Source organism: Fulvivirga maritima (genome assembly GCF_021389955.1).
GTDB classification, from domain to species: domain Bacteria; phylum Bacteroidota; class Bacteroidia; order Cytophagales; family Cyclobacteriaceae; genus Fulvivirga; species Fulvivirga maritima.
In genome coordinates, this window is sequence record NZ_CP089980.1 from 3,325,725 (window position 1) to 3,347,993 (window position 22,269).

18 protein-coding genes are annotated in these 22,269 nt (G+C 37.6%); 15 read left to right on the forward strand and 3 right to left on the reverse strand.

What is annotated here, in order from left to right:
* The first annotated feature begins 9 nt into the window (after nucleotides 1-9).
* The 3 genes from LVD15_RS14365 (at nucleotide 10) to LVD15_RS14375 (ending at nucleotide 2,568) form a co-directional block, all read left to right on the forward strand.
* Nucleotides 10-567: a DUF4199 domain-containing protein gene (locus LVD15_RS14365; RefSeq protein WP_233775920.1), complete on the forward strand. Its 558-nt coding sequence runs from the start codon at nucleotides 10-12 to the stop codon at nucleotides 565-567.
* 69 nt (nucleotides 568-636) lie between these two features.
* The gene (locus LVD15_RS14370; protein WP_233775921.1) at nucleotides 637-1,605 is read left to right on the forward strand and encodes a glycosyltransferase family 2 protein; all 969 of its coding nucleotides are present in this window, start codon (nucleotides 637-639) and stop codon (nucleotides 1,603-1,605) included.
* Nucleotides 1,606-2,568 (forward strand): glycosyltransferase family 2 protein, encoded by a 963-nt coding sequence (locus tag LVD15_RS14375; protein ID WP_233775922.1) that lies wholly within the window; start codon nucleotides 1,606-1,608, stop codon nucleotides 2,566-2,568. It begins immediately after the preceding gene.
* Nucleotides 2,569-2,750: 182 nt separating this feature from the next.
* Here the strand turns inward: LVD15_RS14375 and LVD15_RS14380 are convergent, their stop codons facing one another.
* Complete coding sequence (locus tag LVD15_RS14380) at nucleotides 2,751-3,533, reverse strand: class I SAM-dependent methyltransferase (protein ID WP_233775923.1); 783 nt, start codon at nucleotides 3,531-3,533, stop codon at nucleotides 2,751-2,753.
* A gap of 258 nt (nucleotides 3,534-3,791) precedes the next feature.
* Here LVD15_RS14380 and LVD15_RS14385 point away from each other — a divergent pair, with 258 nt between their 5' ends.
* Genes LVD15_RS14385 through LVD15_RS14400 form a run of 4 tightly spaced genes read left to right on the forward strand, consistent with a single transcriptional unit; the run spans nucleotide 3,792 to nucleotide 8,387 of the window.
* Entirely contained in the window at nucleotides 3,792-5,120 is a 1,329-nt protein-coding gene (locus LVD15_RS14385) for an efflux RND transporter periplasmic adaptor subunit (RefSeq protein ID WP_233775924.1), read from the forward strand.
* A gap of 10 nt (nucleotides 5,121-5,130) precedes the next feature.
* The gene (locus LVD15_RS14390; protein WP_233775925.1) at nucleotides 5,131-6,489 is read left to right on the forward strand and encodes an ABC transporter permease; all 1,359 of its coding nucleotides are present in this window, start codon (nucleotides 5,131-5,133) and stop codon (nucleotides 6,487-6,489) included.
* Nucleotides 6,490-6,493: 4 nt separating this feature from the next.
* Nucleotides 6,494-7,945 carry a TolC family protein gene (locus tag LVD15_RS14395; RefSeq protein WP_233775926.1) on the forward strand — a complete coding sequence of 484 codons (1,452 nt, stop codon included), beginning with the start codon at nucleotides 6,494-6,496 and terminating at the stop codon, nucleotides 7,943-7,945.
* Between the two features lie 34 nt (nucleotides 7,946-7,979).
* Entirely contained in the window at nucleotides 7,980-8,387 is a 408-nt protein-coding gene (locus LVD15_RS14400; RefSeq protein WP_233775927.1) for a hypothetical protein, read from the forward strand.
* 76 nt (nucleotides 8,388-8,463) lie between these two features.
* Here the strand turns inward: LVD15_RS14400 and purB are convergent, their stop codons facing one another.
* Nucleotides 8,464-9,807: an adenylosuccinate lyase gene (gene purB, locus LVD15_RS14405; protein WP_233775928.1), complete on the reverse strand. Its 1,344-nt coding sequence runs from the start codon at nucleotides 9,805-9,807 to the stop codon at nucleotides 8,464-8,466.
* 189 nt (nucleotides 9,808-9,996) lie between these two features.
* On the opposite strand from purB, the gene LVD15_RS14410 reads away from it, so the two are divergent.
* The 5 genes from LVD15_RS14410 to LVD15_RS14430 all read left to right on the forward strand — a co-directional run bounded on the left by LVD15_RS14410 (nucleotide 9,997) and on the right by LVD15_RS14430 (nucleotide 16,815).
* Nucleotides 9,997-11,124, forward strand: coding sequence for a ferredoxin--NADP reductase (locus tag LVD15_RS14410; protein ID WP_233775929.1), 1,128 nt, complete (start codon nucleotides 9,997-9,999; stop codon nucleotides 11,122-11,124).
* 38 nt (nucleotides 11,125-11,162) lie between these two features.
* The gene (locus LVD15_RS14415; RefSeq protein WP_233775930.1) at nucleotides 11,163-12,890 is read left to right on the forward strand and encodes a M3 family oligoendopeptidase; all 1,728 of its coding nucleotides are present in this window, start codon (nucleotides 11,163-11,165) and stop codon (nucleotides 12,888-12,890) included.
* Nucleotides 12,891-13,035: 145 nt separating this feature from the next.
* Complete coding sequence (locus tag LVD15_RS14420; protein WP_233775931.1) at nucleotides 13,036-13,473, forward strand: DUF8788 domain-containing protein; 438 nt, start codon at nucleotides 13,036-13,038, stop codon at nucleotides 13,471-13,473.
* Between the two features lie 6 nt (nucleotides 13,474-13,479).
* Nucleotides 13,480-15,387 carry a tetratricopeptide repeat-containing sensor histidine kinase gene (locus LVD15_RS14425; RefSeq protein WP_233775932.1) on the forward strand — a complete coding sequence of 636 codons (1,908 nt, stop codon included), beginning with the start codon at nucleotides 13,480-13,482 and terminating at the stop codon, nucleotides 15,385-15,387.
* Nucleotides 15,388-15,432: 45 nt separating this feature from the next.
* Nucleotides 15,433-16,815, forward strand: a complete 1,383-nt coding sequence (locus LVD15_RS14430; RefSeq protein WP_233775933.1) for a tetratricopeptide repeat protein — start codon at nucleotides 15,433-15,435, stop codon at nucleotides 16,813-16,815.
* Here the strand turns inward: LVD15_RS14430 and LVD15_RS14435 are convergent, their stop codons facing one another.
* Nucleotides 16,816-17,727, reverse strand: a complete 912-nt coding sequence (locus LVD15_RS14435; RefSeq protein WP_233775934.1) for an IS1595 family transposase — start codon at nucleotides 17,725-17,727, stop codon at nucleotides 16,816-16,818.
* Between the two features lie 76 nt (nucleotides 17,728-17,803).
* Here LVD15_RS14435 and LVD15_RS14440 point away from each other — a divergent pair, with 76 nt between their 5' ends.
* From LVD15_RS14440 to LVD15_RS14450, 3 genes are all read left to right on the forward strand, one after another.
* On the forward strand, nucleotides 17,804-18,301 hold the full coding sequence (locus LVD15_RS14440) for a sensor histidine kinase (RefSeq protein WP_233775935.1): 498 nt from the start codon (nucleotides 17,804-17,806) through the stop codon (nucleotides 18,299-18,301).
* Nucleotides 18,302-18,450: 149 nt separating this feature from the next.
* Nucleotides 18,451-20,364 (forward strand): tetratricopeptide repeat-containing sensor histidine kinase, encoded by a 1,914-nt coding sequence (locus tag LVD15_RS14445; RefSeq protein ID WP_233775936.1) that lies wholly within the window; start codon nucleotides 18,451-18,453, stop codon nucleotides 20,362-20,364.
* Nucleotides 20,365-20,509: 145 nt separating this feature from the next.
* Nucleotides 20,510-22,267 carry a sensor histidine kinase gene (locus LVD15_RS14450; protein ID WP_233775937.1) on the forward strand — a complete coding sequence of 586 codons (1,758 nt, stop codon included), beginning with the start codon at nucleotides 20,510-20,512 and terminating at the stop codon, nucleotides 22,265-22,267.
* Nucleotides 22,268-22,269 lie beyond the last annotated feature (2 nt).

Consider the following 22,269-nt stretch of genomic DNA (forward strand, 5'->3'; position numbering starts at 1 on the left):
CTAATTTATATGGAATTACAAGAACAAAAGGTAGAATCACCTGTTTCTGCAGGGCTTAAATCCGGGGTTGTTTTAGGTGCAATCAATATTGTTGCAATTGTGCTTATATATCTAGTGGACTCTGCCTTTTTGGCCAATATTTGGTTGAGTTTAGGTATAATGGTAGTCAACTTGATATTAGTTGTTATCATAGGTATAAGGTATCGCAAGTCTGTGGGGGGCTTTTTAAGTTTTAAGGCTGCTTATGTTAATACCCTTATAATGATGCTAGTGTCAGCATTCATGGGGACGATATTTAATGTTTTACTTTACTTTGTTATTGATCCTGATTTGAAAGAGGTTGTTATTGATGCTTCTGTAAAGATGAGTGCAGAATATATGGAGAAATTTGGAGCATCAAGTGAACAGATTGATAAAACTATAGATGAAACTAGAACTAATATGGAAGGCCAGTTTACTTTATTTGGCTTTGTGAAACAATTTGGGATGTCTTCTATTTTTTCGGTAATTTTTGCCTTACTTACGGGCTTAATAGTAAAGAAGAACGAGCCGATTGAAGATATTTAAGTAATACGTCTTATCTTTGGTCATTAGTGCTATTACTAAGAAGAATAATCCAGAGCTTGAGGTATAATTATGCCATATGATTTGAATATTTCAGTAGTGGTCCCCCTTTATAATGAAGAAGAATCACTGCCCGAATTATGTAATTGGATAAGCCGTGTAATGCAAACGCACGGCTTTACTTATGAAATTATTTTAGTGGATGACGGAAGTTCTGACACTTCCTGGGAGGTACTCAGTGAGCTATCTCAAAACAACCCGAATATAAAGGGTATCCGTTTTAATCGTAATTTTGGTAAATCAGCGGCCCTGAATACAGGCTTTAAAAAGGCCAAAGGTGAAGTGGTGATTTCCATGGACGCAGACCTGCAAGATAGCCCTGATGAAATTCCTGCCTTATATGAGATGATTACAGCAGAGAAATACCATATGGTGTCTGGCTGGAAGAAAAAGCGTCATGATCCGCTAGGTAAAACTATTCCTTCAAAATTTTTCAATAGAATAACCCGGATAATCTCGGGTATTAAGCTCCATGATTTTAACTGTGGACTAAAAGCTTACCATAACAGGGTAGTAAAAAATATTCAGATTTATGGTGAAATGCACCGCTACATTCCAGTAATAGCCAAGTGGAATGGATTTTATAAAATAGGAGAAAAGGTAGTAGAGCACAGAGCCAGAAAGTATGGTTATACCAAATTTGGATTTACCCGTATGGTAGGACTGTTAGATTTATTATCGATTACTTTTGTCTCTAAATTTAAGCGCAAGCCTATGCACTTTTTCGGGACCTTGGGCACGCTTTCTTTTTTCGCAGGGCTTATCATTACCATGTTCATTATTGGTGATAAACTGTATCGCCTGCATTATCATTTGCCTGTAAGAGATGTAACTGCCCAGCCACTTTTCTTTTTAGCATTAGTGGCACTGGTTATAGGTGTTCAGCTGTTTTTGACCGGCTTCCTGGCTGAGATGATGGCTATGAAATCACAGTCATCTAATGAGTATCTGGTAGTAGAGGAGATAGGAATCGATAAATAGATGTTTTTTTCTGTAATAATCCCCGTTTATAACCGTCCGGATGAAGTAGATGAACTGTTAGAGAGCCTAACCAGACAGACCTACAGCCATTTTGAAGTGTTGATCATAGAAGATGGCTCCACTAATAATTGTGAAGCTGAAGTATGTAAATATGCTTCAGAATTAGACATCACTTATTTATCTAAGCCAAATTCAGGCCAGGGATTCAGTAGAAATTATGGCTTTGAACGGGCTAAAGGCGAGTATTTCGTGGTTTTTGATTCGGACTGTATTATTCCTGATCATTACTTTGAAACCGTTAATAATTACTTGCAAGAGCATAAGTTAGACGCCTACGGAGGGCCTGATCGTGCACTTAAGAGCTTTACGGCTACCCAAAGGGCAATCAGTTACTCTATGACGTCCATCTTTACTACTGGGGGAATAAGAGGTGGTAAAAAGCGAATGGGGGCTTTTCATCCCAGAAGTTTTAATATGGGTATTTCTAAAGAAGTATTCGAAAAAACCAATGGTTATATCATCACCCGAATGGGAGAAGATATTGAATTTAGCATTCGTATTATTGATAATGGTTTTAAAACCGGCCTGATTGAAGAGGCTTATGTCTATCATAAACGCAGAACCAGCCTAAAGCAATTCTATAAACAGCTTCACTTTTTTGGTAGAGCGCGAGTAAACATCAGTAGGTTTTATCCTGGAGAGATCAAAGTTGTACACCTGTTCCCGGTTTTGTTTACTTTGGGATTTATGTTATTGTGGTTGACTCCAATAATAAGTACTCACTTGTTTCTGTTGGGCGTATTCTTAGTTACTTTTTATTTTGGACTCATCTTTTTAGATAGCCTTTTTAAAGAGAAGAATTTAAGCGTCGCTGTTCTTAGTGTAGGAGCGGCTTTTACGCAATTGTTTGCCTACGGTATTGGCTTTTTGCAGGAAGGATGGCGCAAATTAAGTCAAAAATAGAGGCCAGCCTCAATAGGAGTAGTTAGACTTTTCAAATACCAGCCAACTTGGATTATCTAGTTTGTATGTTCCATAGCTGAGTTTCCTTACTTATGCTTTCATACAACTGTCATTGAGGCGCCCAAAATACCGCCCAATCCAAAACAATAAAGATTTCGAGAGACCTCAATTTGACTTAAAAGTTACTTATTAAGCAATGGCTTCTTGCAGAAATATATGATTTCATTTGCGGGTAAAGCGTATCTTTTTACTTGCTCGGCAGGTAATTCATAAACAAATTTGTTTTCATCTACCTCAAAGCCTGCTTTTCTCAGTCTGTCAGCATAGTCTTTGCCATAAAGCCTTACATGGTCATCTTGCCCATACGCTTTTTCACGATCCCTGGGATTAGTAATTGATTTATCTTCAAAAGTTTCATCGGGTACTGGTGAGAAAAAAGGCACTTGTAAAATGGCCCATCCACCTGGTTTTAGGACTCGGCATATTTCGCTCATCGATTGAATATCATCTTCTACATGCTCCATTACGTGGTTGCACATGGCGGCATCAAAGGTGTTATCATCAAAAGGAATATTATGAACATCCATTTTTACTTTGGCTAATGGCGAGACTAAGTCCGCTGTAATGTATTGCTCACCGTGTTGTGCTTCAAAGGGTTTTAGAAAGCACTGCTCAGGGGCAATGTGTAAGAAATGGATTTTCTTATTAAAAAAGTCTGTTTTCTCTTTAAGAAAAAGCCAAATAAGGCGGTGTCTTTCTAATGATAAGGAATCAGGACACAAGGCATTAGGCCTCGGCTTTATGCGGCCGTAGGGTAAAAACTTCTTGTAGCTTTTATTGACAATGGGGCATGTTACATTATTACCACGAAGGAAAAGTCCAACTATTTTTAGGCCGGGTACACTAACTCTCTGTAACACGGTGCGAGGCACAAAACGGATGATGAAACTGATAAGTTTTTTCATAATGGCTGGCAAATATAACTAAAACAGCAGCTTTTTTAATTCTAATGAGGCCATCAATGTAGTATAATTTTTTTATGTAAGGTAACTACACTACATTGCCGGATTATAATGCTTGGAGTTATATTATATATTTGTTACGCAATAATATTGAACGGATACGTTTGACTAAGTGATAATTTATGTCTACTGATTTTAAAGTAATATAACTATCCTTTTATGTTAATCTAAATTAATTTAATACCTATACCATTCTTTCATATGAAAAAGATCTTAATCATTGGAGGTGCCATCGTGGCACTTTTAATTGTTTATTTTTTAGTGTTTGGAGAGGGAAGCGCTACAGATTCACAGCTTATGGCTACTGTAGAAAGAGGAGATTTTGAAGTTAAAATTATTACTACTGGCGAGTTAGAGGCCAAAAATTCGGTTGAGATTCTAGGGCCATCTGGTTTACGGAATTTCGGCATTTTTCAGGTAAATATTCAAAGTATAGCGGAGGAAGGCACAGAGGTGAAAAAAGGAGCCTGGATTGCTACTTTGGACCCTTCTGAGCTTAGAGGTAGAATTACCGATGTACAGGCTGACCTGGATACCCGGGAGTCTGAATACACGCAGATGAAGTTAGATACGACCCTGGAGATGAGGCAAGCCAGAGATGAGCTAATTAACCTTAAATACGATGTAGAGGAGAAAAAAATAGTGTTGGAACAATCTCAGTACGAGCCACCAGCCACCATAAAACAGGCGCAAATTTCCGTTGATAAATCAAAAAGAGCTTATGATCAGGCTAAAGAGAACTATAAAATTAAGCTGAAGCAGAATGCCACTAAAATGAGGATATCTGCTGGTAAACTTAATAAGGCCAAGCGAGAGCTAGATGATCTTTTAGAGCTAAGCAATGCTTTTCAAATTAAAGCTCCAGAAGATGGTATGCTGATCTATCGGAAAGGGTGGGATGGTAAGCCTATTAAAGAAGGTTCTCAGATTAGTGCCTGGGATCCTGTGGTGGCCACATTGCCAGATTTATCAGTGATGCTATCAAAAACCTATGTGAATGAGGTAGATGTACGAAAGGTGAAAGTAGGTCAGAAGGTGCAGATTGGTTTAGATGCTTTTCCTGAAAAGGAATTAACTGGTAAGGTGATAAGCATTGCAAATGTGGGCGAGCAAAAGCCTAATTCTGATGCAAAAGTATTTCAGGTTAATGTAGAGATTGATGGTTATGATCCGTTGCTGTTGCCATCTATGACTACCAGCAATACCATCATTACTAAACATGTGCCAGAGGTGCTTCATTTTCCTCTCGAGAGTCTGCATAATCAGGATGACTCCATCACTTACGTTTATAAAAAAGAAGGCCTCAATATAGTAAAGCAAGAGGTGCAAGTGGGTGAGACTAATACTACAGATGCTATGATTTTGGCAGGCTTGGAAGAGGGCGATCGCATATACATTTCTGTGCCTGGTAGCGAAGAAGGTGAAGTACAGCTACTGCCTGAGTTGAATGGCAAAAGAAATAAACCTGAAGCAGAAGATATTACGGAGGGAAAAGCTCAGCACAACGGAAGTAACCCCAGAGGTAAATAGCTAAAGGTTTATGAATATAGATAAACGAATTTTAGCCAATTTCCATATTGCGCTTGAGGCGGTAATTGCTAATAAGGTGCGCTCAATACTAACGGCTCTGGGGATAATTTTTGGTGTAGCAGCCGTAATTGCTATGCTGGCTATAGGTAATGGCGCACAGGAAGAAATTCTGGAACAGATTAAGCTGGTAGGGGTGAATAATATTGTAATCTCACCAGTGGTGAAGCAGAAGGAGGAGAAACTTAGCGAAGGGGAAGGTGACGGACAAAAATCTAAATTCTCCCCAGGACTAACCATGAGAGATGTGGCCGCCATAAAGGAAGCTATTCCTTCGGTGCAGACAATTAGTCCTGAGATTATTTTGGAGACTTATATCATAAAAAATGGAATCAGAAGGTCTACCAAGCTTGTAGGAGTAGAGCCAAGTTATTTTAAAATCACCAATTTCGAGTTACAGGCAGGGAAAATGTTCAATGAAGATCATTTGCTGCGGGGTGCTCCGGTTTGTGTGATAGGTAAATCTATTAAGTCCAGGTTTTTTCCTACTCAGGATCCTATCGGTAAAACCATTAAATGTGGTAATAACTGGCTTACTATCATAGGGGTGCTTAAGGAAAGGATCATCAGCGAACATAGTATGAGCAATCTGGGCATTAGAGATTATAATATGGATGTGTATACTCCTTTGCAGACAGTGCTTATCCGCTACAGAAATCGTGATCTGATCACTCAGTCTATGATTCAGCAGGCTAATCAGTCAAGTTTTGGTATTGGAAATAGTGAGAGCGAAGAGGGAACATCATCTGAAACGGTTAATTATCATCAGCTAGATAGGCTTACTGTGCAGGTAGATGAAACCGAGCTTTTAAATGCAACTGCAGATGTGCTTTCCCGGATGCTGCAACGTAGGCATTTTGATGTGGTGGATTTTGAAGTAGAGATTCCTGAACTGCTACTAAAGCAGCAGCAGCGGACTAATGATATTTTTAATTATGTGCTAGGTGCTATTGCAGGTATTTCACTTTTAGTGGGAGGCATAGGTATTATGAATATTATGCTGGCCTCTGTCTTAGAAAGAATCAAAGAGATAGGCTTAAGGCTGGCACTGGGAGCCAAAAAAACTGATATCGTTAATCAGTTTTTATTTGAATCAATCATGATTAGTATTTCAGGTGGCATCATAGGGGTGATCTTAGGGGTAAGTCTGGCTTATACTGTTTCTCAAGTGGCTGAGATTCCTACTATTGTTTCTTTTGCCTCTATTATTTTATCCTTTGGCGTAGCAGCAACCGTAGGACTAATATTCGGAATAGCCCCGGCCCGCAGAGCTGCCAAACAAGATCCTATTTCATCATTAAGATATGAGTAATTTCATGAGATATATTTTAATTATTGTTTTTTTAGTAGTGTTGCAGCCTTTACACGCTCAGGTAGAGACTTTCACTCTTGAAGAAATTATAGCACGAGCCAAGTCTCAATCACCTGCTTCTAAACAAGCAGAAACACGTAAGGAAAATAGATATTGGCAGTATAGGTATTATCGATCTAACTATAACCCTCAACTAAGGTTAAGCGGTTCAGCACCTGATTATAATCTGGATTATTTTAGTAACCGGCAAGATGATGGTACTATTGTTTTTCAGAGTAGAGAGCAGATTAATTCCTATGTAAATCTGGGTATAGAACAACCCATAAGCCTTACTGGTGGTACGGTTTCGGTAAACTCTAACCTCAATCATTTTAGAGATTATAACCAGGATCTAACTCAGTATAATTCCACATTATTTAATGTAATGCTGGAGCAGCCTCTATTTGGGTTCAATCAGTTGAAATGGGATAAAAAAACAGAGCCGTTAAGGTTTGAAGAGTCTAAGCGAGAATATGTAGAGGAGATGGAGTCTATTTCTTCTGATGCCGTAGATTATTTCTTTGCTTTTCTTAGTGCTCAGATTAACCTGCAAATAGCCCAATTTAATCAGGCTAATAATGATACTATTTATAAAATAGAGCAAGGCAGGTATAACATTGGCACCACTTCAAAAGATAAGTTGTTGCAGGTGGAGCTACAGCTTCTTCGATCAAAGCAGGATGTAGCACAAGCTAGGCTGGACATGGAAACTTCCAGATTGCAACTTCGCGCTTTTATTGGTTTGCAGGGCGGAGAGAATTTTTCCTTACTCTTGCCGGAAACTGTACCTGCCTTTGAAATCAGCTACGGAGAGGCGCTGGATTACGCCCGACAAAACAGGGCGGATTTCGTAGCTTTTGAAAGACGAAAAATGGAGGCGCAAAGAGATGTTGCTCAGGCAAGATCAGAGCGTTTTCAGACTGACCTTACAGCTTCTTATGGTACTAATAATGCTAGTCCTTATGTAGATCAGTTGTATACTGATCCTAATAATCAGGTACGTGCTAATATTAGTTTTAACATCCCGCTGATAGATTGGGGCAGAAATAAAGCGCGGATGCAAACAGCTTTAGCTAACCAAAGGCTGGTAGATTATACTATAGTGCAAGATGAACAAAATTTTGAGCAAGAGATATTAACACAGGTAAGGCAGTTTGAAGTGCTGCGAACCCAACTGGAAATTACTAAAAAATCTGATGAAGTGGCTCAGGAGCGTTATGTGGTCGCTCAAAACCGATATCTTATTGGTAAAATCGATATAACTAACCTCAATATAGCACTTACAGAAAAGGATGATGCCAAAAGAGCATATATCGGCGCGCTCAGATCTTTCTGGTCTGCCTATTATAATCTAAGAAGATTAACCCTTTATGATTTCCAAAACAGCCAACTGCTGTATGTTCCTGAAAATGAATAATGATATGAGAGATTAATTCGGTTATATTTGTGGCATGAAAAAGTATCTGCTTTTCATTTGTGTTATGCTATGGTTGGTAGGTGGCAGGGGTCATGCCCAGGAAAAATTGAATTTTGGAGATACAGGCACTACTAATACTGATCCTACTTATAGCCCAAGAGATAAAGATTATAAGAAGAAAAGGTTGGTAAGTATAGTAAAGACTGATACTAAAGGTCTGCTGCTAGGCAATAAATGTATGAAAGATGTTACTACGGCTATGGGGTTTGAGTATATAGCGCAGCCCAAAGGTCAGCCGGGGCATTTGAATGAGTTCGCTCGTTTTTGGCATAACTTCGGAGCTAAAATCACTATTTTTTTTAAAAATGGACCATTATGGAAGTTTAAGCTCAAGAAAAAGCGCAAAGAATGCAGGCAACAAACCGGTGATTTTACAGGTTGATAAGCTTAAAACTGCATTAAAATAACAAAAGCCACAGCAGGTAATGCTGTGGCTTTTGTTTACTGTTAGTTAGAATTTACATTCCTGTATAGTTGTAAGGAGTAATTACTCTTAATTCAGCTTTTACTTCATCACTTACATTGAGGGTTTCTATAAAGTCTTTAATAGATTTTTCTGTAATGGCCTCATTGGTTCTGGTGAGGTCTTTTAAGGCTTCATAGGGCTTAGGATAGCCTTCTCTTCTCAAAATAGTTTGAATAGCCTCTGCTACCACAGCCCAGTTGTCGTTAAGATCCGCTTTAAGCGCAGCTTCGTTTAATTCTAGCTTACCAATGCCTTTTTCTAATGATTTTAAAGCAATAAGCGTATGTGCTAAAGGCACACTGATGTTTCTTAGTACGGTAGAGTCAGTAAGATCTCTTTGTAATCTGGAGATAGGCAGTTTTGCTGATAAGTGCTCAAAAACAGCATTAGCAATACCAAGGTTGCCTTCAGCGTTTTCAAAATCAATAGGGTTTACCTTGTGTGGCATAGCAGAAGATCCTACCTCTCCGGCTTTAATCTTTTGTTTGAAATAGTTAGAAGAAACATATTGCCAAATGTCTCTGCTGAAATCAATGAGAATAGTATTGATTCTTTTCAGGTTATCAAACAACGCAGCCAGATGATCATAATGCTCTATTTGCGTAGTTGGGTGACTGCGCTCTAAGCCTAAATGTTCTTTTACAAAATGATTTCCAAAACTGATCCAGTCATTTTCAGGATAAGCTACATGGTGAGCATTGAAATTACCTGTAGCCCCTCCAAATTTAGCAGCAGAAGGAATAGTTTTTAATAAGTCTAGTTGCTTACCAATACGCTCAGAAAAAACCCTGAATTCTTTGCCCAGTCTGGTAGGAGATGCCGGCTGTCCATGGGTTTTTGCAAGCATAGGAATGTCCTTCCACTGATCAGCACAGCTACTTATTTTGTCATGTATAGAAGATATTAACGGAAGTACCACTGCTTCTAAAGAATGCTTCAAAGACATAGGTATTGCCGTATTATTAATGTCTTGAGAAGTAAGGCCAAAGTGAATAAACTCTTTGTAAGCGCTGATATTCAGGCTGTCAAATTTTTCTTTGATAAAATATTCTACAGCTTTCACATCATGGTTAGTGATTTTTTCAGTTTCCTTGATGGTCAGTGCATCCTCTTCAGAAAAGCGTTTGTAAATATTTCTCAGATCACTGTAAAGAGACTGATCAAAATCTTTTAATTGAGGTAATCCTGCATTGCACAAGGCGATAAAATACTCAATTTCTACCCATACCCTATATTTGATAAGGCCATACTCAGATAAGTAAGGCGATAAGGTTGAAGTATGTCTTCTGTATCTTCCATCAACAGGCGAAAGAGCTGTAAGTGTATTTAATTCCATGGCTGGTATTTTGTTAAAGAAGGCGCAAAATTAACAAAATACCCTTTAGTAGATGGTAAGAAATGAAGATTTAATCATCTTGCTTTTTTGCAATTTGTGTAGCTTTGCTAAGACTATTCAAAAACATAACAGTCTGCTGCTCTGTGGGTGAAATAGAGCATTCTTAATATTTGATTTAAAATTGTTACAATGGCATTTAGTTTTTTTAAAAGAAACAAAAAAAAGGATAAATCATCAGGTAAGCCTGCAACTAGCAGTAGTAGATATTTAGATCTTACCGTAAATAATATTATTCAGGAAACTAAGGATGCAATAACTATTGTTTTCGATGCTCCTGAAGGGAATTTTAATTATAAATCAGGCCAGTTTTTAACACTGATTTTACCTATTGATGGTAAAGAAGTACGAAGATCATATTCTTTGTGCTCATCACCTTTTGTAGATGATAAACCGGCAGTTACCGTAAAAAGGGTAGACAATGGCTTGGTGTCTAACTGGCTTCCTGATAACCTGAAAGCAGGAGATACGATCAAAATCATGGAGCCTATGGGTACCTTCACCACCGAGTATGTGTCTACCAACAAGAGACATGTGGTCATGTTTGCCGGTGGGAGTGGCATTACACCTATCATTTCTATCGCCAAATCATTGCTTAATCAGGAGCCTGATAGCATTATTTCTTTGATCTATTGCAATCGTAACTTGGATAGCGTGATTTTTAAAGAAACGCTGGAACAGATGGAGGCTGAGCATGAAGGACGTTTAAACGTGATTCATGTGTTAGATGATGCTCCTATGAACTGGCAAGGCCACTCAGGACTATTAACTCACGATATGCTTTTGAAAATATTCGAAAGAATACCTCAGTGGGGTGAAGAAAAGACCACTTACCTCATGTGTGGTCCTGAAGGTATGATGCAGAATGTGCTTGATATTCTGGCTGAACAGAAAATAGATAAATCGAAAATATTTAAAGAAAGCTTTGTTTCCGGTACTTTGGATAAAGCAGAAAAATCTACTGAAACGGCTAATGGTGAGATTGTAACCAGAGAAGTGACAGTAATGTACTCAGGAGAGGAGCATAAGTTTGAAGTGGAACCGACCACAACTATTTTGGAGAAGGCACTTGATTTGGGAATAGACCTTCCGTTTAGCTGCCAAAGTGGACTTTGTACGGCCTGTAGGTGTAAATGCCTGTCAGGAAAAATTAAAATGGATGAAGAGGAGGGACTTTCTGAAGCTGAGGTAGAAGAAGGTTATGTGCTGATCTGTGTGGGCCATCCGCTTACTGATGATGTAGTGATTGAAGTAGGATAATCACTGCTTAAATAATTTTAATTGATAAAGGAAAAGTAATGAGTAGAGATATAATTATACCAGAAAGAAAACCAAGAACTTTTTTGCCTGAAGACTTTAAAGTAGAAAATTGGGAAGGTTTAGAGCCTTATTTTAAAGATCTGCTGGAAAGAGATCTCAATAGTAAGGAAGATTTGAAAAACTGGTTTAAAGATAGAAGCGAATTAGAAGCTATCATTTCTGAAGACATGGCCTGGAGATATATTAATATGACCAGGTATACTGATAATGACGATTATACTCAGGCTTTTCATCATTTTGTACAGCAGATAGAGCCTAAAATAGCTCCTGTCTCTGATAAATTAAACCAGAAAGCAGTAAACAGCCCGTTCCTTAAAGAGCTGGAAACAGAAGAAGGTTATGATATTATGATCCGCAGTCTGCGTAAAGATATTGAGATATTCAGAGAAGAGAATATCGAAGTATTTACTCAGATACAGACTGAAACCCAGAAGTTTGGACAGATCAATGGGGCTATGACTGTGGAAGTAGAGGGTAACGAGCTTACTTTGCAGCAAGCCGGTGTTATTCTCCAATCTCCTGACAGAGCCAAACGCGAGGAGGTTTATCATAAAATTGCCGAAAGAAGACTGCAGGATAAGGAAAAACTCAATGATTTATTTACCACTTTAATACAGCTTAGAGATAAAGTGGCTCATAATGCAGGCTTTTCTAACTTCAGAGATTATATGTTTAAGGCTATGGGGCGCTTCGACTATACGCCACAAGATTGCTTCGATTTTCATAGCTCAGTGAAAGCCGAAGTGGTGCCTTTGCTTAATGACTTGGCAGAAGAAAGAAAACAGCAGTTAGGAGTAGATCAGCTTCGTCCTTGGGATAAAGCCGTTGATCCTCAAAATAAAGAGGCCTTAAAGCCTTTTGAGGGAAGTAAAGACCTCACCAATAAAACTATTGAATGCTTCAAAAGATTGGATCCTTATTTGGGAGAATGCCTTGAGATAATGGACGAAATGGGGCATTTAGACCTTGAAAGCAGAAAAGGAAAATCTCCTGGAGGTTATAATTACCCTCTATCAGAAATAGGCGTTCCTTTTATATTTATGAATGCCACCTCTACGCTTAGAGACATGGTTACTATATTGCATGAAGGTGGACATGCCGTGCATTCATTCCTTACCAGAGATCTGGAATTGGCAGATTTTAAACATGCCCCAAGTGAAGTAGCGGAATTAGCTTCTATGAGTATGGAACTCATTTCTATGGATCATTGGGATTTGTTTTTTAATAATGAAGAAGATCTAAAACGAGCTAAAAAGGAACATCTGGAGCAAATAATAGAGACCTTACCCTGGGTAGCTACTATAGATAAGTTCCAACATTGGATCTATGAAAACCCAACTCACACCGAGGAGCAAAGAACCACTGCCTGGAATGAAATATTTGCAGACTTCTCTGATAGCATTACCGATTGGGAAGGACTTGAGGGAAATAGAAATTTCTTATGGCAGAAGCAATTACACCTATATGAGGTTCCTTTTTACTATATTGAATACGGAATGGCTCAATTAGGAGCTATAGCCGTATGGAAAAATTTCAAAGAAGATAACCAAAAAGGGCTTGAAGGATATATAAATGCCTTAAAATTAGGCTATACCAGATCAATACCAGAAGTATATGAAGCTGCTAATATTAAATTTGATTTTAGTAAATCTTATATTAAAGAATTGATATCTTTTGTAAAAGATGAAATCGCTTTAATTGGATGATATTGAAGAAATATACGCTTATACGTATATAATGGTTAAATAATAAAGATCTATGTTTTTTTATAAGCATTATAATTTGAAGTGTGGGGCTTTTTGCTTAAAATTAACCCTAGAAACTTAATTTTTAACCTTAACTGTTTATAGCATGGCTAATACGGATGCGGATGTACACATTCTAGTTATAGTAGATACAGCAGCTACTATACAAAATTACGAATCAGGGAATTTTGAACCTGTTATTTATATGGTAGATGATGACCCCACACCTGATAGTAATCAGGGTACAGTGAACCTGATTACTAATGTTGCACCAGAGGGCTTAGTTACCTGGAAGCCATCATCAATTAATAATGATGATGAAGTGGAGCTCGCAAGTTTTGATGATAGTAAAGGCTGTCAGGATTTCTTTAAAGATTTACCAACTCAAGATAGAGGAAGTAAATCTTGGACTGGTGAAGTGGCTGAATTAGATGCTGGTACTTCTGCTAGTTATGGCTTCTATTTTAAAATTAATGGTAACTCTAAGTGTAATGGGGAAAAATTTTATTTTGATCCAGAGTTAAGAATGAGACTTCCTGATTAAATATGTATGTGTAAACTGAAGATTATATTGGCCTATTTATTTATAGGCCTTTTTTTTAATGGAATTGTAAATGCTCAGAACTTAACTGTAGCAGATAGTCTTATATCCTTATATAGGCAGCAGATATTTGAGGAGAATGATTCTATACAGTTCAAAATATTAAAAGGAATTTTCACTCAGAGTCCAAATCCAGATGTTCAATTGGAGTATGCTATACTTGCTCTGGATTTGGCGGAGAAGAACAACCAGTATAAATGGTTTTATACAACCTACATATCTATGGGGTATTCTTATAAATTGAAGGGGGATCTTAATGAAGCGTTGCGAGTTTTACTCCTTGCATTAGAGTATTCAGATAAAATAGAGGGCGGTGAACGTAAAGCATTTGTTTTAGATGCTATAGCAGCTGTATATAGGATGCAGAATAATTACCCGATTGCTATTAAATATTATAAAGCGTCTACTAATATCTTAAGAGAAGGTGGGGATAGTGTGAACTTGGCTACTACGTTGTTAAATACTGGTGAACTATACCGTTTAAATAATATGCCTGATTCTGCTCTTATTTATTTAAATGAATCGAAGATTATTTTTAGTGAAATGCAATATCAAATAGGTATTGCTTATAATATGGGGAATATCGGATTGGTTTATGCTCAACAAGAAAAATATGATTCAGCTGAATTATATCTACAAGACGCCATAACTACTTTAAATCAGCTGGGAGACAAATACCCAGTAGCAGTCTATAACATCTCCATGGCAGATATCTACAAAGATCGAGGAGAGTACAAAAAAGCCTTAGAATACGCTCAAAGTAGTTTTGATGTAGCTATACAAGAAGGCTTTAAGGAGCAAGTGAGGGATGCTAGTCAAAAACTATCTGAAATTTATGCTGAATTAGGAGATTACCAGCGAGCGTTTGATTACCAAGGTAAATATTTTGCTTACAAGGATAGTGTGGTAGATCAGGAAACTATCCGTAAAATGGCGGATATGCGGACGGAGTATGAAGTGAATCAGAAGCAGGCAGAAGTAGATCTGTTGGAGTCCGAGAAAAGAAGGCAAAGTATAGTGGCGGTGGCACTTGGCGTAGTGGCGGCTTTGGTAGGCATTGTGGCCTTTCTTTTATACAAAAACAACAAACATAGAAGACAAGCCAATAACTTACTTAAAGAACAAAAAGAAGAAATTGAAACACAGCGCGATCAGCTGGATGAATTAAATAGAACCAAAGACCGGTTCTTTTCCATTATTTCCCATGACCTCAGAGGACCCGTACATGCTTTTAAGGGCATGAGTCGCCTTATAAAAATACTGGTTGAAGAGGAAAATATTGATGATTTAAAAGAGCTGAATACTCATTTTGATAATTCCGTAAATCAACTTTCTAGCTTACTGGATGACTTGCTAGACTGGGCTGTAGCTCAGCAGGGCAACATACCTGTAAAACCAGAAAAGGTTGAGCTTCATAAATTAACAGACGATTTATTTAAACTATTTCATAACATGGCTCGCGCTAAAGAAATAGAATTAACCGCTGACTTCCATGAAGATTTGGCGCTGAATGTAGATATGAATTGCCTGAACACTATACTGAGAAATATCCTTAATAACGCACTTAAATTCACTCCGGATGGAGGTAAGATTAAGCTTACCGCAGAGCGAACTAATGGAATGGTAGCTATATCTGTGGAAGATACTGGAATAGGTATTTCAAAAGATAAGCTAGATAAACTTTTTAAACTTGATGGCAATAAACGCTCTTGGGGAACACAAGGAGAGAAAGGGTTAGGTCTTGGTTTACAATTAGTTTATCAATTTACAGAACTTAATGGAGGGAAAGTTACTGTAAAAAGTGAAGAGCATAAAGGAAGTATTTTTACTGTCTATCTACCCGCCTATAACAATTAACCCGCCTATTCAATATTGAATTAGATCCTTAAATGAATACATACCATGATTAAAGTAATAGCCCGGGCCATATTTATTTGTGGTCTTTTTTTTTATAATTATGGCTATAGCCAAGATCTCGCTAAAGCAGATAGTGCTATACAAATATTAAATACCCATCAAGGTTTATCAGAGAATACCAAATTAAAGTTGTTTAGGTGTATTTATGCTAATCACCCTACCGCTGATGAGACTATTAAGTATGCATTGATGTCTATTGATTTGGTGTCAGAATCGACACCTTCTAGGGATTACTGGCTTCATAATGCATATTTACATTTAGGGTACGCTTACAAATTAAAAGGAAATTTAAATGAAGCATTAGAGGTACTTTTAAAAAGTCTTGATTATGCTCATAAATTAGGGAAGTCGTCTTATGTAGCTGTATCATCTAATGCCATAGCTATGGTATACCGGGTTCAGGGTGATTACCCAAGAGCTATTGAATATTACAATAAATCAATGCGACTAATAGAGGATGAAGAGGAAGTAGATCAGATTAAGCTTGCCGCTGTCATGTTAAATATTGGGGAGTGTTATAGAATCAATAACCAATTGGATTCTGCATTGTCCTATTTTAATCAGTCTTCAAGGATCTCTAAGGCTCAAACATATCAATTAGGAATAGCATACAATATGGGGAATATAGGTCTTATATATGAGCAACAAGGTGAGGATAACCTTGCTAAAACGTATTTGGAGGATGCTATTAATTTGCTGGAAGCATTTGGTGATAATTATCCTATAGCGGTATATGATATAGCCTTGGCTAATATATATGAAAAAGGAAGTAATTATGATAAGGCATTAGAGTACGCGAAGCATAGTTATACTATTGCTAAGGAAGAAGGGCTTAGAGAGCAGAGAAGAGATGCCAGTCGAAAATTGGCTGAATTATATTCCAATTTACAAGATCATAAAAAGGCCTATGCTTATCAGCAAGAGTATTATGCATTGAAAGATACTTTGGTAAATGAAACCGTAATTAACGCTATGGCTGATCTTCTCACTGAGTATGAGGTAGATCAAAAGGAAAATGAAGTAGAGTTATTGAGATCTGAGGGAAAAAGTAACACTCTTTTATTGTCTGTTTTGAGTTTGGTGATAGTTGGTAGTGTAGGGGGTGCTTTTATGTTATACCGAAAAAATCGAAGAGCTAGGACTATTCAAAATGTACTTGCAAAAGAAAAAGAGGATATAACTGTTGAGAGAGATCAGTTAGATGCACTTAATGAAACAAAAGATCAGTTTTTTGCTATTGTTTCTAATGAGTTAAAAGAACCTGTACAATCTTTCAGAGAAATCGAAACTACTATAAGAAGTAAAAGAATTCATTTTGGAGAAGAAATAAATAAGGAATTAGATAATTCTATTTATGATTATCCGTAATTAGTCATATGCTGTAATGTTAGCTATAACGAGCCTATCAAAGAGCTTATCACCAAAGTATCGTCTATTGAGTTTGTAAACAAACTCATCGAGATACAATTGAAGGTACTTTCCTTTAATCTTATGGTAGTTCCCTAGAAATGTTCTTTTGGCATTGCTAATGGTGATATGCACCCATTTAAGTGTCTCGTTAGTGGTTTGCTTATTAGATTTCTCAGTAATGTGAAGCTCTATATAATCAGCAATGTTAACATAGGAAGTGCTTTGGTCTGAAAAAACAATACTTTGTTCATCAATGGATGATTGTAATACATGATCTACTTCCTGTGAACTGTGGCCTTTAAGTACTTTAGCTTTGAAATAACGACATTGGCGTTCTTTTTTTCCTGTTTCCAAGTCTTCTAAAGGAGTAGATTCAGCCATTACTGCTACATTTTGTTTTCCTGCCGCTCCTCTACCTCTTTTCCCTTTATTCTTCTCGATCTCAGTTGATTCCACTGTAAAATAGCCCTCATCCATCTCAATCATTCCCTCTAAAGTGTATCTGGAATCTCGATTTCCCATGGCTTTTCTCAGTTTATGAACCATTGCCCATACGGGCTCATATCGTTTCAATCCCAATTGCTTCTGAATCTCCTTGCTGGAAAAACCTTTTTTGGTAACACTCATTAAAAACATTGTTTTGTACCAAACCAGAAAAGAAAGGTTAGAGTCTTGCATGATCGTGCCGCTACGTAAAGAAGTTCTACTTCGGCAAGCTTTACACTCATAGCTCCATCGGCTTTTTATCCAATAATGCTGATCATGACCGCAACGGTGACATATAACTCCTAACTTGTCTCGTTCTCCTTTAAAATGCTCTCTGCATGATTGTTCATCACTGAAGTGGGTAGTGAAACTGAATATATCCATACACTAATTTAATACTTTTTTTACATTATGGGTAATTACGGATAATCATAATTCTATTAATCGCTTATCTATATTGATGGAGAATCTGAGTAAGTGGCCACTAACTAAAAAAGGAAAAGCAATAATGACTCCTGAGCAAGTTGAATTGAGAGCATTGATAGATGAGCTGTTTGTTGAGTTCGGGGAAGTGGCAAAAAAAAGAGGTATAGTTCTCAAGGCTAATTTAAAAACCAAAATAGTGTTGCATGTGGATAGGGTTTATTTATATGCTATCATGAAAAACATTTTGAGTAATGCCATTCAGTTTACTCCAAGGGGAGGCAAGGTTACACTCTATGTACATAAGAAGAGTGAGGTTGTTGCCCTTTCTGTTGCTAATACTTCAGAGCAACTTATATCCGAAGAGCAGGACCAGGATGCCTATATGGATAATGATGAAATCTATGGTAAGGGATCTCAACTAATTTATCAATTTACAGAACTTAGTGGTGGAGAAGTAGTAGTTAGACATGAAGAACAAGGAGGTAGTATTTTTACCATTTACTTACCCGCCTATAGAGGAACACTTGCTTGATTCATTGTGTTATTCTCATAATATATATCGTTTATTAGTAATAAAATCCAAAATCCATCTAATTTCTTAGCTAGGAATTGAGAAAGTTTTAACAAATTACTGATTCCATTGGTGGGAATCGTGTTAATGTTAATATTGAGAGAGTAGATATGATTAAATGGATTATTGGGCTAACATTCCTTTTGGGAGTCTCTTTTCAGGGTGAGTTGTGCAGTCAGGATATTGCAAAAGCTGATAGCGCTCTTAACGTGTTAAATAATGAAAAGAATCTTTCCTTTTTAGATTCATTGAAGTTATTAAGAAAGATATATTATCATCATGCTAATTCAGATTCAGTAATTAAGTATAGTGAGTTGTCAATGGGGTTACTACGGGGTAATGAAGAGGAATATTTATTTTGGATGCATAATGCATATTTAAATAAAGGATATGCTTTAAAGTTAAAGGGAAATGTAGAAGAGGCGCTTGAAGCTCATATAAAGTCCTTAGAATATGCAAATAAATTAAAGATTTCTAGATATTTAGGGGCAGCATATAATGCAATAGCAGCTGATTATCGTGTACAGGGTAACTATGCAAGCTCTGTTAAGTATTATTATGATGGCTTAAGAGCCTTCCAGGAAGATGAGAACAGTAGCCTTGTTCAGATGGCAAGTATGTATGTTAATATAGGCGAATGTTACCGTCTAAGCAATCACCTTGACTCAGCTCTGATTCTCTTTAATAAATCAAAAGTATTTTTCGATAGTACTAATTACGAACTCGGCATAGCCTACAGTGAAGGTAATATTGGTCTGGTTTACGAAGAGCAAGGCAAGTATGAAGTGGCAGAGGAATATTTAAAAAGTGCTAACCGTACCTTGGAGAAGCTTGGCGATATTTATCCAGTGGCTGTTTATACTGTTTCCTTGGGTAAAATCTATAAAGCTCGGGGCGATACAGACAAAGCTTTAGAGTACATGCTTGATAGTTATAACATGTCTATGCATGAAGGATTGAAAGAGCAGGTGCGAGATGCAAGCCAACACATTTATAAATTATACGCCGAGCTTGGAGATTACCAAAAAGCCTTTGACTATCAAACGAAATATTATGCCTATAAAGATAGTGTGGTAGATCAGGAGACGATCCGCAAGATGGCGGACATGCGTACCGAGTATGAGGTAAATCAAAAGCAGAGTGAGGTAGATCTTTTGGTGTCAGAAAAGACCAGGCAAACCGTAGTGGCAGTTTCCTTAGGCGTAGTTACTGTTTTGGTAATGATTGTGGCTTTCTTGCTTTACAGAAACAATCAACAGCGAAAGCAAGCCAATGAGCTGCTGGAAGAGCAGAAGGAAGAAATTGAAACGCAGCGAGATCAGTTGGATGAATTAAACAGAACTAAAGACCGTTTCTTTTCCATTATATCGCATGACTTGCGAGGTCCTGTTCAGGCCTTCAAAGGGATGGGACGTTTAATCAAGGTTTTAGTAGAAGAAGAAAATATAGCCGAACTCAAAGAGCTCAATGTAGATTTTGATAATTCCGTGAGCCAACTCTCACGCGTTCTGGATGATCTTCTGGACTGGGCAATGGCTCAGCAGGGGAGTATTCCATTTCACCCCGAGAAAGTGGAACTGCCATCAGTGGTTAATAATCTAAAGGATCTTTTTCATAATATGGCTAGAGCGAAAAATATCAGCCTAGCCACTGATGTAGAATCGGATCTAGCTGTGTATGCCGATATGAACAGTCTGAATACTATTTTGAGAAATCTACTTAATAATGCGCTGAAATTCACACCAGAAGGAGGGCATATCCAGCTTTCAGCAATACGAAAAAAAGGAATGGTCGCTATATCAGTAAAAGATACAGGCATTGGCATAGAAAAAGATAAGTTAGATTCACTCTTTAAGTTGGGGGGCTCCAAACGTTCCTGGGGTACTCAGGGAGAGAAAGGTCTAGGTCTGGGCTTACAGTTGGTATATCAATTTACCGCGCTTAATGGCGGAGAGGTTACAGTAGAAAGTGAAGAAAATGAAGGCAGTGTTTTTACCGTTTATTTACCGGATAATGAGGTGTAGTGTGTACAAGGGTTTTTATTGGTTTTTGATCTTATTCAATTTATTCGTTCTAGTCCAAGTGCATGCTCAAAACAAAAGTTATGCAGATAGTTTAATTCTTCTCTTACAGGAAGAAAAATACTCGCATGCTGATACTGCGCGATTGATGATCCTAAAACAAGTTTATGAAAATCTTCCTAATCCAGATTCATCTTTGGCATATGCAAAAAAAGCATTGGCAATAGCAGAAGAGTTGGGGCATGATGGCTGGATGTCAAGGTGCTTGATGGGGGTTGGTTATGCTTATAAGATGAAAGGAGATACAGATAAATCTTTAAAGTATTTACTGTTAGGAGCTGAATATTCAGCGGCGGAGGGAGATGATGTTAATTTGGCCATCATTAATTCCGCGATTGGTGACGTTTATACAGTAGCAACCAATTATACATTGGCTAAAGAATATTATAAAAAGGTACTGCCAGTTTTTATAGCTAACTCAGACAGCGTTAGGTGGGGAACTTTACTGTTAAATTTAGGGGAGGTTTTTAGATTAGAACATTCGCTAGATTCATCGCTGGTATATTTTTATAGATCAAGAGATATTTTTGATAAGTTACAGTTAGAGATAGGTATAGGATATTCCCTTGGGAATATAGGTTTGGCTTATGCAGAACAAGATCAATATATAAAGGCAAAAAATAATATAACTAGAGCTACAAAATTACTAAAGAAGCTAGGGGATTATTATCCTATCACTGTTTATGATATTTCATTAGCTGACATTTATCAAGATAGAAAGGAATATGAAAAAGCATTAATTCATGCCAGAAATGCCTTAGATATTGCAAATCAACAAGGGTTTAAAGAACAAATTAGGGATGCTTGTAAAAAGTTATCTGAAATATACTTAGCAATTGGAAACCATCAAAAAGCCTTTGACTACCAAACAAAATATTATGCCTATAAAGATAGTGTGGTAGATCAGGAGACTATCCGCAAGATGGCGGACATGCGCACCGAGTATGAGGTAAATCAAAAGCAGAGTGAGGTAGATCTTTTGGTGTCAGAAAAGACCAGGCAAACCGTGGTGGCAGTTTCCTTAGGCGTAGTCACTGTTTTGGTTATGATTGTGGCTTTTCTTCTTTATAGGAATAATCAACAGCGAAAGCAAGCCAATGAGCTGCTGGAAGAGCAGAAGGAAGAAATTGAAACGCAGCGAGATCAGCTGGATGAATTAAACAGAACTAAAGACCGTTTCTTTTCCATTATATCGCATGACTTGCGAGGCCCTGTTCAGGCCTTCAAAGGGATGGGACGTTTAATCAAGGTTTTAGTAGAAGAAGAAAATATAGCCGAACTCAAAGAGCTCAATGTAGATTTTGATAATTCCGTGAGCCAACTCTCACGCGTTCTGGATGATCTTCTGGACTGGGCAATGGCTCAGCAGGGGAGTATTCCATTTCACCCCGAGAAAGTGGAACTGCCATCAGTAGTTAATAATCTAAAGGATCTTTTTCATAATATGGCTAGAGCAAAAAATATCAGCCTAGCCACTGATGTTGAGTCAGATCTAGCTGTTTTTGCCGATATGAACAGTCTGAATACTATTTTAAGAAATCTACTTAATAATGCGTTGAAATTCACATCAGAAGGTGGGCATATCCAGCTTTCAGCAATACGAAAAAAGGGAATGGTCGCTATATCAGTAAGAGATACAGGTATTGGCATATCAAAAGATAAGTTAGATTCACTCTTTAAGTTGGGAGGCTCCAAACGTTCCTGGGGTACTCAGGGAGAGAAAGGTCTAGGTCTGGGCTTACAGTTGGTATATCAATTTACCGCGCTTAATGGCGGAGAGGTTACAGTAGAAAGTGAAGAAAATGAAGGCAGTGTTTTTACCGTTTACCTGCCTGCACATCAGTAATA